This window comes from Pseudomonas sp. P7759, assembly GCF_013386445.1.
Classification (GTDB): domain Bacteria; phylum Pseudomonadota; class Gammaproteobacteria; order Pseudomonadales; family Pseudomonadaceae; genus Aquipseudomonas; species Aquipseudomonas azotoformans_A.
This window is the reverse complement of the sequence record NZ_JACART010000004.1, coordinates 173,683-190,010: the sequence shown is the minus strand read 5'-3', so window position 1 is coordinate 190,010 and position 16,328 is coordinate 173,683. Positions and strand designations below refer to the sequence as shown.

Genomic DNA, 16,328 nt, shown 5'->3' with positions numbered 1-16,328 from the left:
GCAAGCCCGCTCACTACAGTAAGCCCGCTCACCCCAATACATTGAGTTGGGCAGAGCGACTTTAGCTCCCCGCAGGCGCATCCGGCACCTGTGGCAACGCTGCACCCTTGGGCCACAACATCCAGATCTGCCCCTGCTGCTTCATATTCCCAGCCAACTCACCCGCCGCATCGCCGGTGCCCCAGAACAGATCCGCGCGCACTTCACCCGTGATTGCGCCGCCGGTGTCCTGTGCGGCGACGGGCCGTGCGATCGGCGAACCATCCGGCTTGGTGGTCGACAGCCATAACAGACTGCCCAACGGAATCACCTTGCGATCCACCGCCACGCTGTAGCCAGCGGTCAATGGCACGTTCAAGGAACCGCGCGGGCCTTCATTGCTGTCGGGGCGCGCGCTGAAGAACACATAGCTGGGGTTGCTCGCCAGCAGTTCCGGTATGCGCTGCGGGTGCGCCTTGGCCCAGGCGCTGATGGCGCCCATGGTCACCTCTTCTTTCTTCAATTCGCCTTGTTCCACCAGCCAGCGGCCGATAGGACGATAGGGGTAGCCGTTCTGGTCGCCATAACCGACGCGCAGTTGGCGCCCGCCAGCCAGTTGGATGCGCCCCGAGCCCTGGATTTGCAGGAACTGCAGGTCCATCGGGTCCGTCAGCCAGGCAATCGGTTTGGCCGTGGAGCCCTGGCCGTTGATAGCGCTGGCATCGTCGTAAGGCTTGAGCACACGACCTTCCAGGCGACCGCGCAGGCGCTTGCCCTTGAGTTCGGGGTAGATACTTTCCAGGTTGACGATGATCAGGTCGTCCGGCACGCCGTATACCGGCACGTTGGCTTTGGCGGTTTTGGTCAGGCTGCCGGGGTAGACCGGTTCGTAATAGCCGGTGATCAAGCCGTTGGGCGTGTTGTCGGCAGAGCGCAGGCCGAACACATCCAGGCGCTCCTTGAGGAAGCCCCGCACCGCCGTAGCATTGGCGGGCACGGTCGCAGCGGCTGCGCACGTCGCACCCCAGATCGGGTCCGCCTTGAGGCGTTGGCAGGCGCTGCGCCATGACTCAAATCCGGCCAGCAAGTCGCTGTCGGACACCGCCGGTAACGCTTCCCACGGCGCATTGACATAAGTGGCGACGGCGTGGGGCTTGGGTGTTTCATCTTTGGCTGTTTCTTTGCCCGCATCGCAGCCAGCCAGCAGCGCGATCATCGGCAGAGCCCACGCCAGGTGGCGGCTCCAGGGTTTCAACGTGACATTCATACAAACAGTTCCTGAAGCGATTGCCCACGCCGCAGCGCTATTGGGCAACCCTTATTATTAATAGGGCTATTGGTCTTTACGGGCGGGGCGAGGATACTGGCCGCCGTTTCCCGTGACCTCGAAGCCACCATGACTTTTAAAAGACTGACCGTTGTATTGCTGGCCTGCCTGACGCTGTCCGCCTGTGGCGGCGTAGATCCCAATTCGCCGCTGGGCCAGCGCAAGGCGATCTTCAAGCAGATGCTCAAGACCGGCGAAGACCTGGGCGGCATGCTGCGCGGGCGCATCCCCTTCGACGGCGCTAAATTTGCCGAAGGCGCGGTCAAGCTGGATACGTTGTCCCATGAGCCGTGGAAGCATTTCCCGAGCGTGCGCGAGGAAGATCACACCAGCGCCAAGGACGATGTCTGGCAGAAGCAGGCGCAATTCCAGCAACTGGCCCGTGATCTTGAAGCGGCCACCGGTGAATTGGTAACCATCAGCCAAGTGCAGCCTTACAAGGCCAGCAACCTGGGGCCGGCGGTGCAGAAAGTCGAAGATGCCTGCAGCGCCTGCCATAAACAGTTTCGGGACCACTGACCGGTTTTACTGGTCGAGTTCTTCCACGGCGTCCTGCAGTTCTTTGCGGGACTCGGCGAGTTTGTCTTTGCGTTTGTTGATCTTGTCCGCATCGCCTTTTTTCATGGCCTTGTCGAGGTCGGCCTGACGGCGGCTGACTTCATGCTTGGCATCGAGCACCTTGTTTTCCCGCTCCTTCTTCAAGGACGCGTCGGTGCAGTTGGCGGTGACTTCGCTCAGGGCTTTTTCCAGACCCGCTTGTTGCGCACTGTTGCCGGCGGCCTTGGCCTGTTCGATCTGGGTGCTGATGGCTTGGCGCTTGGCGGCGCAGCCGGTGAGCTGTGGTGCTTGTTCGGCGGCCAGCAACGGTGTGGTCATGAAAGTTGCAACGGTCAGGGCAACGGGGGCTAGAAATTTCATGTGGGGCTCCAAGGTCGCAATCTGGTGGTCGGCTTGGGTTCAGAACCCGTCGATGCCGGCCACGCGTAATGTGTCTGCCAAGGCCTGTACTTGCGGGTCGCGGAAAAAAGCGCTCAATTGCGCCGCGCGGCCCGGGCCGATGCCATCGATGGCCAGCCAGGCCTGGGTGTCTCTGGCGACCAGCGTCTGCCAGTCGCCTTCCAGGTTGTTGCGTGCCGCAGGCGGTACACCCAAGGCTTTGAGCCATTGGGCAAAGGACCGTTGCCGCGCGCTGTCGAGGCTTTCGAGCACACGTGCGCGGCTGCGGTCACCGAAGCCCTCAATGTTAGCAAGCTCTGCCGCATCCAGGGTTAACCAATCGAGAAAGCCTGCGATTAGACCGGCCTGGATCAATACGTTCCAGGTTTCGCGACCTATATGGGGTAACGCAAGGCCTTGATTGCTGCTCAGCCAGGTGAGGCGCGCGAGTAACTGCTCTTCGCAGCCGGGGTCCAGTTGCCAGCAGCTCAAGGCATGGAAGTCCCGTGGGTCAGGCACTTTCAGGTCTGCCCTGTGGGTGTTTCGCAGGATGACTTCGTCCAGTCGAGGAATCACCTGGCCGGCCAGGCTGATGGATATCTGGTCGCCAGGGCGGATATCCAGCGCTTGCCAACGCTTCAGCGAACCGGTGCTCACCCGGCTGATCTGTCGGTCGTCCAGCCGCACGGGCTCCAGCTCCAGCATCGGGGTTATGCGTCCGGTGCGGCCGATCTTGAATTGCACACTGCGCACCAGTGCCAGGGCCTTGCCTGCCGGGTACTTCCAGGCCGCCGCCCAATAGGGTTCGCTGGCTTGCCAGCGTTCGGCGGGCGCGCGCTGAGCCTGGTGCACCACCACCCCGTCGCTTGCGAATGGCAGTGGGTGGTTGTACCAATAGGCGCGCCAGTGCGTGGCTTCGGCGATGTCACGGATGGGTTGGCTGAAGCGACGACTGTCGGTGAAGCCCCAGCGCGCCAGTGTGGCCAGGCGCTCGGTAAAGGAAGCTGGCCCCTTGGGCCATGCCCAGACAAACAGGCCAATGCCGCTGGCATCGGTGTCGCTCAGTTGCAGGCGGTTCATCAGGCCGGCCACTTTGCTGCGGGCATTAAGCCCGCCGTTAGCCGATTGCACATGGCCGTCGAGCCGCCAATAGAGTTCACCTTGCAGCACCAGGTCGATGGGGTCCGGCAACTGTTGGACAATGCCAGGGATCTTGCGTGCGGAGGCGGACCAGTCGTGGCCCATGAGGCCATCGCCCCGGCTGATGACTTGTCGCAGGCGACCTTTTTGATAGATCAGGGTCACCGCCACGCCATCCACCTTGGGCTGAATCCAGACATCTTCGCGTGTTCGCAGCCAGGCGCCGACGGCCTGTTCATCCTGCAGTTTCTCAAGACCTGTATGGGCAATGGGATGAGGCCGGGTGCCGCGTGAACTCGCCAGTGGCTTGTCGGGTTTCGTGGTGGCTTCGGGGAAGCATTGGCGCCAGTGGGCCAGGCGCTGGCGTGCCTGGTCATAGAGTTCATCGCTGACGGGGGATTGGTTGAGGCGATGGTAGCTGTCGTCCCAGAGGCGTATCTGTTCGGCCAGGGTGTTGACCTGTGCGCGGGCGGCGTCTGGGCATTCTTCGGCCCACCCACTAAGAGGTAAAAGGCTGAGTACAAGTGCTATCAGTAAAGGCATCATGAGCATCCTTGCCCGGAAAGGGCGCCCAGCCTAAATGATCCTCTCAGCCACAAAAAAGCCCCGACGCTGCGGGGCTTTTTACGGGGTGTTTCTATTTACTTGAACAGGCCGCCCAGGGCTTTCACGGCGTCGGGCTTATCGGCCTTGGCCTCCTGTGTTTGCTGCTTGGCGTCGGCTTTGGCCTGGGCTTCAGAAAGTTTGTCACAACCTTTGTTGATCTGGTCTTGCGCGGCTTTGAAGGCCTTCACTTTCAAGGTGTCTTTCTGTGCTTCGGCGGCATCGATCTTGGTTTGCAGATCTGCGGCTTGTTTCTGGCAGTCGCCGGAGTTGCCACCACCCAGTTGGGCGCTCAGGGCGCCGCTCAGTGCGCTCAGGTCGGCGGCGTTTACCGGCAGGGCGAACAGGCTGAGCAGCAGGGCGGAAGGGGCGAGCGTGGAAATGCGCATGAAAAACCTCAATGTTCGATTGCCTGCGCGCTGATGAATCCCGGGCTGGCGCAGGGCAATATCCAAATAAGGTGAAGGGCCCGAGAGGGCGCGGATTCTAAGGGGCCATCATTGGGCCTGCAAGCTTTGGATCCAAAAACTGTGAAGGTCGTCGCGCCATCCGAGCGGCAATAAAAAGCCCCGCCGGATGAACCCGGCAGGGCTTTTGTGTACCGAGAGCGATTACAGGCCGGCGGCGGTCCGCAGGTCGTTGGCGCGGTCGGTTTTTTCCCAGGTAAAGGTGGTGAAGGTGTCGTCGCCGACGGTCTTCTGCGCAGGGGTACGACCGAAGTGGCCGTAGGCTGCGGTTTCCTGGTACATCGGGTGCAGCAAGTCGAGCATGGTGGTGATTGCGTACGGGCGCAGGTCGAAAATCTCACGCACCAGCTTCACGATCTTGTCATCGCTGATCTTGCCGGTGCCGAAGGTATTCAGCGAGATCGACGTAGGCTGGGCCACACCAATGGCGTAGGAAACCTGGATCTCGCAACGCTCGGCCAGGCCGGCCGCGACGATGTTCTTGGCCACGTAACGACCGGCGTAGGCCGCCGAACGGTCAACCTTGGATGGATCTTTACCGGAGAACGCGCCACCGCCGTGACGGGCCATGCCGCCGTAGCTGTCGACGATGATCTTGCGACCGGTCAGGCCACAGTCGCCCACCGGGCCGCCGATGATGAACTGGCCAGTCGGGTTGATGTGAAACTGAGTGTCTTTGCTCAGCAGTTCGGCCGGCAGCACGTGTTTGACGATCAGCTCCATCACGCCTTCGCGCAGGTCGGCGTAGGACACGTCCGGGTTGTGCTGGGTCGACAGCACGACAGCGTCGATGCCCACAACCTTGCCGCCTTCATAACGGCAGGTCACCTGGGACTTGGCGTCCGGACGCAGCCACGGCAGCAAGCCGGATTTACGCGCTTCGGCCTGACGCTGCACCAACTGGTGCGAGAAGGTGATCGGCGCAGGCATCAGCACGTCGGTTTCGTTGCTGGCATAGCCGAACATCAGGCCCTGGTCGCCGGCGCCCTGATCTTCAGGCTTGGCACGGTCGACACCCTGGTTGATGTCCGGGGATTGCTTGCCGATGATGTTCATGACGCCGCAGGTCGCGCCGTCGAAGCCGACGTCGGAGCTGATGTAGCCGATGTCGGTGATCACGTCACGAACGATCTGCTCCAGGTCAACCCAGGCGGTGGTGGTCACTTCGCCGGCGATGATCGCTACACCGGTTTTCACCAGAGTCTCGCACGCCACACGGGCGAACTTGTCTTCAGCAATGATCGCGTCCAGCACCGCGTCGGAAATCTGGTCGGCGATTTTGTCCGGATGCCCTTCAGACACGGACTCGGAGGTGAAAAGGGAGTATTCGCTCATCTCGATGTTTTCCTGATTTTACCGATGGTGAGTGTCGCCAGCCGGCCGCTGAAAATGGCGGACCTGGATCTGGAAACCATTACGTAAACCTACATAGAGGCTTTCCCCGGGAACGAGTCCCGCAGCGGTGGCCCAACGGGCCAGATCATCCTGTTCAAAACCCAACCAGAGATCACCGCAGGCCTCCCTGGCCCAATTCTGGTTGTGGCTGCATAAATCCGTAACCAACAGGCTACCGCCGGGGTGCAGCAGCCCGGCCATTTGCTTGAGGGCGTCGGCGGGGGCGGCGAAATGGTGCAAGACCATGTTCAGCACCACGCAGTCGGCCTTTAACGTTGTGTTGTTCAGCGCGTCCGCCAACTGCAGGCTGACATTGCCCAGCGACTCGCGCTCACACAGCTGGCGGGCCAGTTCGAGCATCGCCGGGCTGTTGTCCAGCGCGGTGACTTGCTGGAAGCGCCGCGCCAGTTCCGGCAGGAAACCGCCGTCGCCTGGGCCGACTTCCAGTGCCGTGGCCTCTTCACTGAAGCTCAGCTTGTCGAGCAGCGCCAATACGCTGTCGCGGTATTGAGGGAGGCCCGCGATCAGGTCCTGCTGGGCGCGAAACTTCTCGGCAACCCGTGCGAAAAAATCCTGGCTCGCGGCAGCGCGTTGCCCATGGACCTGGCCGATACGCGACTGTACGTCGCCCGGCAGGTTCAGGTTATCCACCTCTTCGAGCAAGGCCGCGTGCAGCTTGCCGCCCAGCAGTTCGGTATGGGGCAGGGCGCGGCGGTAGAAAATTGCGTTGCCTTCACGGCGAGTCGCCACCAGGTCGGCCTGGGCCAGCACCTTCAAGTGGTGGCTCATGCCGGACTGGCCGATGGCAAATATCTGCGCCAGTTCCAGTACGCCGAAGGAATCGTTGGCCAGTGCGCGCAACACGTTCAAACGCAACGGATCGCCAGCGGCCTTGCACAAGGCTGCCAGTTCATCGCCGTCGTCGGGGCGCAGTGAGGGCATGGGTAGATTCATAAGGCCAGCAGTCTAGTGACGGGGGGAATGCATCGCAAGGGCAATATCAAAAAGTTTTGATATTGATCGATAAGTGGCGGTTATAAGCCGCCGCTATAACCTTTAGACGAATCGGTTAAAGGTTTCTGCAAGGGATTGATGCCCAAAGCACAGGAAAAACGTCCTCAAGTGACTATCTGTCATTGCCCGCAGGCGGTGGCTGAGGGAAAATGCCGGTCCTTTTTTCCGTTTCTTTTCAGCAAACCCCAGGAGATCAGCGATGCCCAGCCGTCGTGAGCGTGCCAACGCCATTCGTGCCCTCAGCATGGATGCCGTGCAAAAAGCCAACAGCGGCCATCCCGGTGCCCCGATGGGCATGGCGGATATCGCCGAGGTACTTTGGCGTGACTACCTGAAACACAACCCGAGCAACCCGTCGTTCGCCGACCGTGACCGCTTCGTGCTGTCCAACGGCCATGGCTCGATGCTGATCTACTCGCTGCTGCACCTGACCGGCTACGACGTCACCATCGATGACCTGAAAAGCTTCCGTCAACTGCACAGCCGTACCCCGGGCCACCCGGAATTCGGCTACACCCCTGGCGTGGAGACCACCACCGGTCCCCTTGGCCAAGGCCTGGCCAACGCTGTTGGCTTCGCGCTGGCTGAAAAAGTCCTGGGTGCGCAGTTCAACCGCACCGGCCACAACATCGTCGATCACCACACCTATGTGTTCCTGGGTGATGGCTGCATGATGGAAGGCATTTCCCACGAAGTCGCTTCCCTGGCCGGCACCCTGGGCCTGGGCAAGCTGATCGCCTTCTACGATGACAACGGCATCTCCATCGACGGCGAAGTCGAAGGCTGGTTCACCGATGACACCCCGAAGCGTTTCGAAGCCTACAACTGGCAGGTGATCCGCAACGTCGACGGCCACGATCCGGAAGAGATCAAGACCGCCATCGACACCGCCCGCAAGAGCGCGCAGCCGACCCTGATCTGCTGCAAGACCACCATCGGTTTCGGTTCGCCGAACAAGCAGGGCAAAGAAGACTGCCACGGCGCCCCACTGGGTGACGCGGAAATCGCCCTGACCCGTGAAGCCCTGAAGTGGAACCACGGCCCGTTCGAAATCCCGGCCGACATCTACGCCGAATGGGATGCCAAGGAAAAAGGCCTGGCGGCCGAAGCCGAGTGGGACCAGCGTTTCGCGGCCTACTCTGCCGAGTTCCCTGAGTTGGCCAACGAGCTGGTACGCCGCCTCGCCGGTGACCTGCCTGCCGACTTCTCGGAAAAAGCCTCGGCCTACATCGCCGAAGTCGCGGCCAAGGGCGAGACCATCGCCAGCCGTAAAGCCAGCCAGAACACCCTGAACGCCTTTGGCCCGCTGCTGCCTGAGATCCTCGGCGGTTCGGCCGACCTGGCCGGTTCCAACCTGACCCTGTGGAAAGGCTGCAAAGGCGTGTCGGCTGAAGACGCCAGCGGCAACTACATGTACTACGGCGTACGTGAGTTCGGCATGAGCGCCATCATGAACGGCGTGTCCCTGCACGGTGGCCTGGTGCCTTACGGCGCGACCTTCCTGATGTTCATGGAATACGCCCGCAACGCCGTGCGCATGGCCGCGCTGATGAAGAAGCGCGTGATCCACGTGTACACCCACGACTCCATTGGTTTGGGTGAAGACGGCCCAACGCACCAGCCGGTCGAGCAACTGACCAGCCTGCGTACCACGCCGAACCTGGATTGCTGGCGCCCTGCCGATGCGGTGGAATCCGCCGTGGCCTGGAAACACGCCATCGAGCGTAAGGACGGCCCTTCGGCGCTGATCTTCTCGCGTCAGAACCTGCAGCACCAAGTGCGTACCGACGCGCAGATCGCCGACATCAGCCGTGGCGGCTACGTGCTCAAGGACTGCATCGGCGAGCCGGAGCTGATCCTGATCTCCACCGGTTCCGAAGTGGGCCTGACTGTTCAGGCGTACGACAAGCTGACTGCCCAAGGCCGCAACGTACGTGTTGTGTCCATGCCGTGCACCAGCGTGTTCGAAGCCCAGGACGCCGGCTACAAGCAGTCGGTGCTGCCGTTGCAGGTCAGCGCGCGTATCGCCATCGAGGCGGCGCATGCCGACTACTGGTACAAGTATGTGGGCCTGGAAGGCCGCGTGATCGGCATGACCACCTACGGTGAGTCGGCGCCGGCGCCAGCGTTGTTCGAAGAGTTCGGTTTCACCCTGGAAAACATCCTGGGTCAGGCTGAAGAGCTGCTGGAAGACTAAGGCTGTAAATTGGGGTGGTTGTACTGACGCCTTCGCGAGCAAGCCCGCTCCCACATTAGATCGCGGTCTAAATGTGGGAGCGGGCTTGCTCGCGAAAGCGGTCTGACAGTCACCCCTTTACCCAAGGTAATCGAGAACCCCATGCCTCAACCGCGTCCCTACAAAGTTGCACTCAACGGCTACGGCCGCATTGGTCGTTGCGTCTTGCGTGCTCTGTTCGAGCGAGGGGCGGCGGCCGGGTTTGAAATTGTCGCGATCAATGATCTGGCTGACATGGCCAGCATCGAATACCTGACACGCTTTGACTCCACCCACGGCCGCTTTCCAGGCGAAGTGCGGGTCGAAGGCGATTGTCTGCACATTAATGGCAACTGCGTGCAGGTCCTGCGCAGTGCCACCCCCGAAGGCATCGACTGGAAAGCACTGGGCGTCGACCTGGTGCTGGAATGTTCCGGTGTCTATCACACCCGTGCCGATGGCCAGCGTTTCCTCGACGCCGGTGCACCGCGTGTGCTGTTTTCCCAGCCGATGGCCAGCGAAGCGGATGTCGACGCCACCATCGTCTACGGCATCAACCAGGATTGCCTGACCGGCGATGAGCTGCTGGTGTCCAACGCGTCCTGCACCACCAACTGCAGCGTGCCGCTGTTGCGCTTGCTGGATCAGGCAATCGGCTTGGACTACGTGTCGATCACCACGATTCACTCGGCAATGAACGACCAGCCGGTGATCGACGCCTATCACCACGAAGACCTGCGCCGTACGCGCTCGGCGTTCCAGTCAGTGATTCCGGTGTCCACCGGCCTGGCGCGCGGCATCGAGCGACTGCTGCCGGAACTTGCCGGGCGAATCCAGGCCAAAGCCGTACGGGTGCCGACGGTGAACGTGTCCTGTTTGGACATCACCATGCAGACCGTCAGCGACACTGATGCGACGGAGGTCAACCGGATCCTGCGCGACGCCGCCACCAGCGGTCCGCTCAAGGGCCTTTTGGCCTACACCGAATTGCCCCACGCCAGTTGTGATTTCAACCACGACCCGCATTCGGCGATTGTCGATGCCAGCCAGACCCGCGTTTCCGGCCCAAGGCTGGTAAATATCCTGGCCTGGTTCGACAACGAATGGGGTTTTGCCAACCGCATGCTGGATGTTGCGGAACATTATCTGCACATCGCCTCTAAACAACCTCAACAGTAATTCAGGAACTGCGACCCATGACCGTGTTGAAGATGACCGACCTCGATCTGCAAGGTAAGCGCGTACTGATCCGCGAAGACCTCAACGTCCCAGTCAAGGACGGTGTTGTCACCAGCGATGCGCGAATCCTGGCCTCGCTGCCGACCATCAAGCTGGCCCTGGAAAAAGGCGCGGCCGTGATGGTCTGCTCCCACCTGGGTCGTCCGACCGAAGGTGAGTTCTCCGCCGAAAACAGCCTCAAGCCTGTTGCCGATTACCTCAGCAAAGCCCTGGGCCGTGACGTGCCGCTGGTGGCTGATTACCTGGGTGGCGTTGACGTTAAAGCCGGCGACATCGTGCTGTTCGAAAACGTGCGCTTCAACAAGGGCGAGAAAAAGAACAGCGACGAACTGGCCCAGCAATATGCGGCGCTGTGCGACGTGTTCGTGATGGACGCGTTCGGCACCGCTCACCGCGCCGAAGGCTCGACCCACGGCGTGGCCAAGTTCGCCAAGGTTGCCGCTGCCGGCCCATTGCTGGCCGCTGAACTGGACGCACTGGGCAAGGCGTTGGGCGCTCCGGCCCAGCCAATGGCGGCCATCGTGGCTGGCTCCAAGGTGTCCACCAAGCTGGACGTGCTCAACAGCCTGAGCCAGATCTGCAACCAACTGATCGTTGGCGGCGGCATCGCCAACACCTTCCTGGCCGCAGCCGGTCACCCGGTGGGCAAGTCCCTGTACGAGCCGGACCTGCTGGACACCGCCCGCGCCATCGCCGCCAAGGTCAGCGTGCCATTGCCGGTCGACGTGGTGGTCGCCAAGGAATTTGCCGAAAGCGCCGAAGCCACCGTCAAGCTGATCGCTGATGTGGCCGCTGACGACATGATCCTGGATATCGGCCCGCAAACCGCAGCCAACTTCGCCGAACTGCTGAAAGCTTCGCAGACCATCCTGTGGAACGGTCCGGTCGGTGTTTTCGAATTCGACCAGTTCGGCAACGGCACTAAAGTGCTGGCCAAAGCCATCGCTGAAAGCTCGGCATTCTCGATTGCTGGCGGTGGCGACACCCTGGCGGCCATCGATAAATATGGCGTTGCTGACCAAATCTCCTACATTTCTACCGGTGGCGGCGCGTTCCTCGAATTCGTCGAAGGCAAAGTACTGCCCGCCGTAGAAGTGCTGGAAACCCGAGCCAAAGGCTGAGGCTCGTGATCCGGAAAAGGAGTGTTCCCATGATCAAGTCGTTGGCAATGGTGATCGCAGCGGGCCTGTTGGCCGGCTGCGGCAGCACGCCAAACGCAGCGCCGGACGCTGGCAAGCCTGCAGCGCAGCAAAAAAAGAGCTGCTACCAGGCGGACTGGCAAGCCGAGACCATGCCGGTGATCAACAAGCGCATCGGCAACGAACGGCTGGAGAAATACGACGCCGCGCCCAACGGTCAGGAACAGGGTTGCCCTTGACGGGTCTGATCAACTGGCGGCCATCGGTCGCCTCACGAGGATTGGCAATGAAAGGCGTTTTCGCCCTGGCAGCCCTGGCCCTGTTGGCCGGCTGCACCAGCATGAACATGTTCAGCAACAAGGCAGAAACTGCCGACAAGTGGACCACCTGGACCTGCGACAGCAAGGCTGAGGTCAACTGGCGCTTTGCCAACCCGGCTAAATCTGAAGTCGATGTGCGCCTCGGCGGCTCCGACCAGGTTTACCGCTTGAAACAGGACGTCGCCGCCTCGGGCGTGCTGTATGCCAACGACCAATTGGCGTTTCACACAAAAGGTGAGGAAGGCCTGATTTACTGGGTTGCCACCGATGATTTGATCGGGCGCGGCTGCAAAGCGCAGTAAGCCTGACAGCAATAACGATTCAGCAGGCCAGGCATGCAAACCCTGACCTGCAATAACTTGAATAGCAGCCGCCGCTACGGCAGGCTTGCACGATTAACGACCCTCGACCGGGAGAGACAACACAATGGCACTTATCAGCATGCGTCAAATGCTGGACCACGCAGCCGAGTTCGGCTACGGCGTCCCAGCCTTTAACGTCAACAACCTTGAGCAGATGCGCGCCATCATGGAAGCCGCTGACAAGACCGACTCCCCAGTGATCGTCCAGGCTTCGGCCGGTGCCCGCAAATACGCCGGTGCACCGTTCCTGCGTCACCTGATCCTCGCCGCAATCGAAGAATTCCCGCACATCCCGGTGTGCATGCACCAGGACCACGGCACCAGCCCTGACGTGTGCCAGCGCTCCATCCAACTGGGCTTCAGCTCGGTGATGATGGACGGTTCCCTCGGCGAAGACGGCAAGACCCCGACCGACTACGAGTACAACGTACGCGTCACCCAACAAACCGTGGCCATGGCCCACGCCTGCGGCGTATCGGTTGAAGGCGAACTGGGCTGCCTGGGTTCCCTGGAAACCGGCATGGCCGGCGAAGAAGACGGCATCGGCGCTGAAGGCGTGCTGGATCACAGCCAGATGCTGACCGATCCGGAAGAAGCCGCTGACTTCGTGAAAAAGACCCAAGTTGACGCCCTGGCCATCGCCATCGGCACCAGCCACGGCGCTTACAAGTTCACCAAGCCACCTACCGGCGACGTACTGGCCATCGACCGCATCAAGGAAATCCACAAACGCATCCCCAACACCCACCTGGTGATGCACGGTTCTTCCTCGGTGCCGCAAGAGTGGCTGGCGATCATCAACCAGTACGGCGGCGACATCAAAGAAACCTACGGCGTACCGGTTGAAGAAATCGTCGAAGGCATCAAGTACGGCGTGCGCAAGGTCAACATCGACACCGACCTGCGTCTGGCGTCCACCGGTGCGATGCGTCGCCTGATGGCTACCAACCCGAGCGAGTTTGACCCGCGTAAGTTCTTCGGCGCGACCGTTACCGCTATGCGTGATGTATGTATTGCTCGCTACGAAGCCTTCGGCACTGCTGGTAATGCTTCGAAGATCAAACCGATCTCGTTGGAAGCGATGTACCAGCGTTATTTGAAAGGTGAGTTGAACGCTAAGGTGAATTAAGCCTTCGGTGTCAAAAAAAGAAGCCCGCAGTGATGCGGGCTTCTTTTTTCCCGGAATTTGATCAGGCGACGTTGGGCGTATCAAAACCAAGGTGTTCGATCACGCGAAACACATCACTGACGTCCTGCACCAGAATGCGCGCCGTGTTCGTCACATTGTTCAGGTCGCGCTCGGCAAAGTCCGGCAGGCTGGTGCAGGCCATCAGGTTGAGGTGTTCGAGGGCGGCGTTGAGGCGTTCGCGCAGGCAGGCGTGGAGGTCGGGTAGTGGGGCGTCGCTGTCGATCAGTAGGACAGGGTTGTCGGTAGCGTTTTCGGTGCACGGGTAGAAACGGCGGGGCGGTAGTTGGTTCTTCACGGCAAATCCTTAACTCAAGAGAAGAATAGCCACCGTTTGCTGCGAAACAAATAGGGTGGCAGCTGTGCGCGGGTTCGCAGACCGAGGAGTTAAGACCCGGCAGACCCGAAGGTCTCCCACGCACAACCGCCATAACAAAGACGGCCGTCGGCAAGAATACCGGGGCTGCTTTAACGGTTGTGGTTTTAACTCTGAAGGGCTGCGAAACCCTATCGCCGTTCAATGCCGGCGACGGGGCGAACTATAAGCGTGGCCCTGGCTCACCGCAACGGCCCTGTAGGACGCCGTACCCCTGTGGGAGCCGGGCTTGCCCGCGATGGCGGTGGGCCAGTCACAGAATCTGTTGCCTGATACACCGCCATCGCGGGCAAGCCCGGCTCCCACAGGGATCATTGGCGTGTTCAAAAAGGTGATTGATCTCTGGCTCGTTCGGACAAGGCCTACACGATAGTGAGCGATGCTCAGTCGTGATCAATATCTAATTTCTCAAACGTCACCCGTGGCCCTTCCTTGCTGAAGAGGGTAAGGGGGCGGTGTTAAATATGTTAAATAAATCTGTCCGCTTTGTATCTTCTTTGTGTCTTATCCACTGGATTTGGGCCTACGGTGGAGCCGACTCCATAACAGCTGCGTTGCTCGTCAAGCGCTGATCCTGATCAGTACCTACTCCCCTCTCAAACTCATTGGGGAATTGAGCTTCTACGTTCTTGTAGTGGAGTGACAGCGTAACAGCAAAAAATTGTACAGATAGATTCGGCCGCCAACGAAAAGTGTATTGTTATAAGTGTTATTTCAAGAAGTAATAATAACTGTCATTTCTTACAGGTTACTTTTTTTCTAATTGGTATTGTTTGAGTTGTTCGAGCATCCTGCTAGTTCAAATTTGAGGGTTTAACTATGTCGAATGGAAAGCAAAATCCTGCTTTGCAGGGAGGCTACCTTTCAGAAAATACTGCACAGGGCGACTTTTATACTATTTTGATTACTTTTGCTGATTATGATAGCGGTCATATTGAGGGGCTGTGGGGGAAGAACCACGCGCCAGCAAATCCTTTGGGAAGTTCTGGTTATCACAGGCTTGAGGCTAGCAATGAGTCTACCCTTACCTTTGAGTTCGATGGCGATATAAGTTTTATACTTTTATCAAAAGATCAGAATTATAAGAGATTATCTGGTCAGTTTCACAGTAAGCAGAGTGGTTCAACTACTCATGTGGTTTTCAATAGGAGCTAGATTAGAGTTATGAATGTTGGTGTTGATGAACTAACTCCTGTGGCAATATTTTATAGGAGTTTGAATTTTTCTCGTTGGTTGTTGCGATTGCCTTATCCCTAGGAAGAACGAGCGGTCGCTCTATATAAGTAGCTAAGTGATATTGATTGCTTGGTTATGTGGTTTTTGAATTTAATCCAAATGAGGTGTCTGCTATGAAAGATGTTCCCAATTTGCAGGGTACTTATTTTAGTGAGCCTGTCAACGGCACTTATTATACGCTGGGAATACAGTCAGTCGATCATGATGGCGGAAAGATTGTTGGGCTCTTTGGTAAGGGGAGGTTTTTAGGGCATAGCTTATCTTCTGGCTGGTTACAATGGTACGGTGAGGCAAGCACGATTTATCTTAATATGGTTTTTGATAAATGCAATTTGAGGTCGGATGATAAGACCTTTAATCGGCTGTATGGGACTGTTTCTGATATTTATGATCAGGAAATTCATCCTATCGTTTTTAACAAGAATAAAGATGAGATTGTTGACGGATGATGTGGTTTGTATAGTGCAGTAATTCGCCCGCTCTCTAAGTTTTGTGGCGGGCGTTTACGGCTGGCGCGTCTTCAGGATGTTGAGTCGTTTTAGTTACTGCGGTTTCACGCTTTTATTCATGATCAATATCTAACTTCGCAAACGTCACCCGCGCCCCTTCCTTGCTATCCCCACTGTTGTCCTGCACATAAGCCCCCGCCTTGAAATACAGCGGCTTCGCCCCCCACGCCGCACCAATACGTTCATTCCACTCCCCATCCGCCGCATACACACTCAGCAGCCCGGCCTTATTGAGGTTGATCACATAGGTAAAGCTCTTCTCCAGCGGCACATTCGAGGCCACGATGATCACCCGCCCTTCACCATCATCCGGGCGCATGCGCACCTTGGCGACGATGTTGCCGGTCTGGGTTTTTTCCTTGAACTGATACTCCAGTTTGATCAGTGGTTTCTGGCTGTCATAGGCATGGATCTGCCCAATCACGATCTTGCCGCTGGACGGCACTTGGTTGACCTCTAACGTGGCGCGCAGGAAGTTGTCCGCATCCGGGTAGGTCCAGTTACGCAGGCGTCCATCGGCATAGGTCTCACGCAATTCACTGCGCGGGTACACGGCGTTTTCAGTGCGGGTGCCGGTCACGGGGGTCCAGAATTGCACGTTGCTGCCTTCGGCCTGGAAATACTGGTCGTTGAAGCCGCTCATCAGCCTGGGAGTTTCGATGGTCGCGGGCGGGGAGCCGACAGGGATGCTGAGGTTCCAAGTAGATAGGTCAATCATGGCGTAGGCCTTTTTACAGAGGGGTGTAGGCTAAGGCCCTTGGGCCAGACAGGTTCTTTATAGGTGGTGTTAACCGTCTTGTTAAACGTTTGCTGGCAATTTATTGGCGTCAAGGAAGTGTCAAAAAGCCATGTTTCCCATGATCCGTGGGCTCCAGGCATTGACCG

Annotated in this window: 17 protein-coding genes; 9 read left to right on the top strand and 8 right to left on the bottom strand. The window is 59.0% G+C overall.

The features are described from left to right. Positions 1-61 precede the first annotated feature (61 nt). The gene (locus HX823_RS04870) at positions 62-1,246 is read right to left on the bottom strand and encodes a murein transglycosylase A (RefSeq protein ID WP_177074263.1); all 1,185 of its coding nucleotides are present in this window, start codon (positions 1,244-1,246) and stop codon (positions 62-64) included. Positions 1,247-1,375: 129 nt separating this feature from the next. On the opposite strand from HX823_RS04870, the gene HX823_RS04865 reads away from it, so the two are divergent. Continuing rightward, positions 1,376-1,825: a cytochrome c gene (locus HX823_RS04865; RefSeq protein WP_177074262.1), complete on the top strand. Its 450-nt coding sequence runs from the start codon at positions 1,376-1,378 to the stop codon at positions 1,823-1,825. 6 nt (positions 1,826-1,831) lie between these two features. Here HX823_RS04865 and HX823_RS04860 read toward each other — a convergent pair whose 3' ends face one another. The 5 genes from HX823_RS04860 to HX823_RS04840 form a co-directional block, all read right to left on the bottom strand. Next, positions 1,832-2,224, bottom strand: a complete 393-nt coding sequence (locus HX823_RS04860) for a DUF1090 domain-containing protein (protein WP_177074261.1) — start codon at positions 2,222-2,224, stop codon at positions 1,832-1,834. 39 nt (positions 2,225-2,263) lie between these two features. Further along, positions 2,264-3,928: an NAD-dependent DNA ligase LigB gene (gene ligB, locus HX823_RS04855; RefSeq protein WP_177074260.1), complete on the bottom strand. Its 1,665-nt coding sequence runs from the start codon at positions 3,926-3,928 to the stop codon at positions 2,264-2,266. A gap of 95 nt (positions 3,929-4,023) precedes the next feature. Beyond that, a complete protein-coding gene (locus HX823_RS04850) occupies positions 4,024-4,374 on the bottom strand; it encodes a DUF1090 family protein (protein ID WP_038844680.1) in 351 nt (116 codons plus the stop codon). 222 nt (positions 4,375-4,596) lie between these two features. Continuing rightward, a complete protein-coding gene (metK, locus tag HX823_RS04845) occupies positions 4,597-5,787 on the bottom strand; it encodes a methionine adenosyltransferase (protein ID WP_177074259.1) in 1,191 nt (396 codons plus the stop codon). Between the two features lie 18 nt (positions 5,788-5,805). Continuing rightward, positions 5,806-6,801 carry a metalloregulator ArsR/SmtB family transcription factor gene (locus tag HX823_RS04840; RefSeq protein ID WP_038844679.1) on the bottom strand — a complete coding sequence of 332 codons (996 nt, stop codon included), beginning with the start codon at positions 6,799-6,801 and terminating at the stop codon, positions 5,806-5,808. 259 nt (positions 6,802-7,060) lie between these two features. Here HX823_RS04840 and tkt point away from each other — a divergent pair, with 259 nt between their 5' ends. The 6 genes from tkt (at position 7,061) to fba (ending at position 13,265) form a co-directional block, all read left to right on the top strand. Next, a complete protein-coding gene (gene tkt / locus HX823_RS04835; RefSeq protein WP_038844678.1) occupies positions 7,061-9,058 on the top strand; it encodes a transketolase in 1,998 nt (665 codons plus the stop codon). 141 nt (positions 9,059-9,199) lie between these two features. Then, complete coding sequence (gene epd / locus HX823_RS04830) at positions 9,200-10,255, top strand: erythrose-4-phosphate dehydrogenase (protein ID WP_016977753.1); 1,056 nt, start codon at positions 9,200-9,202, stop codon at positions 10,253-10,255. A 17-nt stretch (positions 10,256-10,272) separates the two neighbouring features. Further along, complete coding sequence (locus HX823_RS04825; RefSeq protein ID WP_025857657.1) at positions 10,273-11,436, top strand: phosphoglycerate kinase; 1,164 nt, start codon at positions 10,273-10,275, stop codon at positions 11,434-11,436. Positions 11,437-11,465: 29 nt separating this feature from the next. After that, the gene (locus tag HX823_RS04820) at positions 11,466-11,693 is read left to right on the top strand and encodes a hypothetical protein (protein WP_038847714.1); all 228 of its coding nucleotides are present in this window, start codon (positions 11,466-11,468) and stop codon (positions 11,691-11,693) included. Between the two features lie 47 nt (positions 11,694-11,740). Further along, entirely contained in the window at positions 11,741-12,076 is a 336-nt protein-coding gene (locus tag HX823_RS04815) for an MliC family protein (RefSeq protein WP_177074258.1), read from the top strand. 124 nt (positions 12,077-12,200) lie between these two features. Beyond that, on the top strand, positions 12,201-13,265 hold the full coding sequence (gene fba / locus HX823_RS04810; RefSeq protein WP_003177554.1) for a class II fructose-bisphosphate aldolase: 1,065 nt from the start codon (positions 12,201-12,203) through the stop codon (positions 13,263-13,265). Between the two features lie 61 nt (positions 13,266-13,326). On the opposite strand, the gene HX823_RS04805 is transcribed toward fba, so the two are convergent. Then, positions 13,327-13,620 carry a fructose-bisphosphate aldolase gene (locus HX823_RS04805; protein ID WP_177074257.1) on the bottom strand — a complete coding sequence of 98 codons (294 nt, stop codon included), beginning with the start codon at positions 13,618-13,620 and terminating at the stop codon, positions 13,327-13,329. A gap of 897 nt (positions 13,621-14,517) precedes the next feature. Between HX823_RS04805 and HX823_RS04800 the strand changes: the two genes are divergently transcribed. Further along, positions 14,518-14,853 carry a hypothetical protein gene (locus HX823_RS04800; RefSeq protein WP_177074256.1) on the top strand — a complete coding sequence of 112 codons (336 nt, stop codon included), beginning with the start codon at positions 14,518-14,520 and terminating at the stop codon, positions 14,851-14,853. A 194-nt stretch (positions 14,854-15,047) separates the two neighbouring features. After that, complete coding sequence (locus tag HX823_RS04795) at positions 15,048-15,383, top strand: hypothetical protein (protein WP_177074255.1); 336 nt, start codon at positions 15,048-15,050, stop codon at positions 15,381-15,383. A 112-nt stretch (positions 15,384-15,495) separates the two neighbouring features. Here the strand turns inward: HX823_RS04795 and HX823_RS04790 are convergent, their stop codons facing one another. Next, on the bottom strand, positions 15,496-16,161 hold the full coding sequence (locus HX823_RS04790; protein WP_177074254.1) for a polysaccharide lyase family 7 protein: 666 nt from the start codon (positions 16,159-16,161) through the stop codon (positions 15,496-15,498). Between the last annotated feature and the right edge of the window lie 167 nt (positions 16,162-16,328).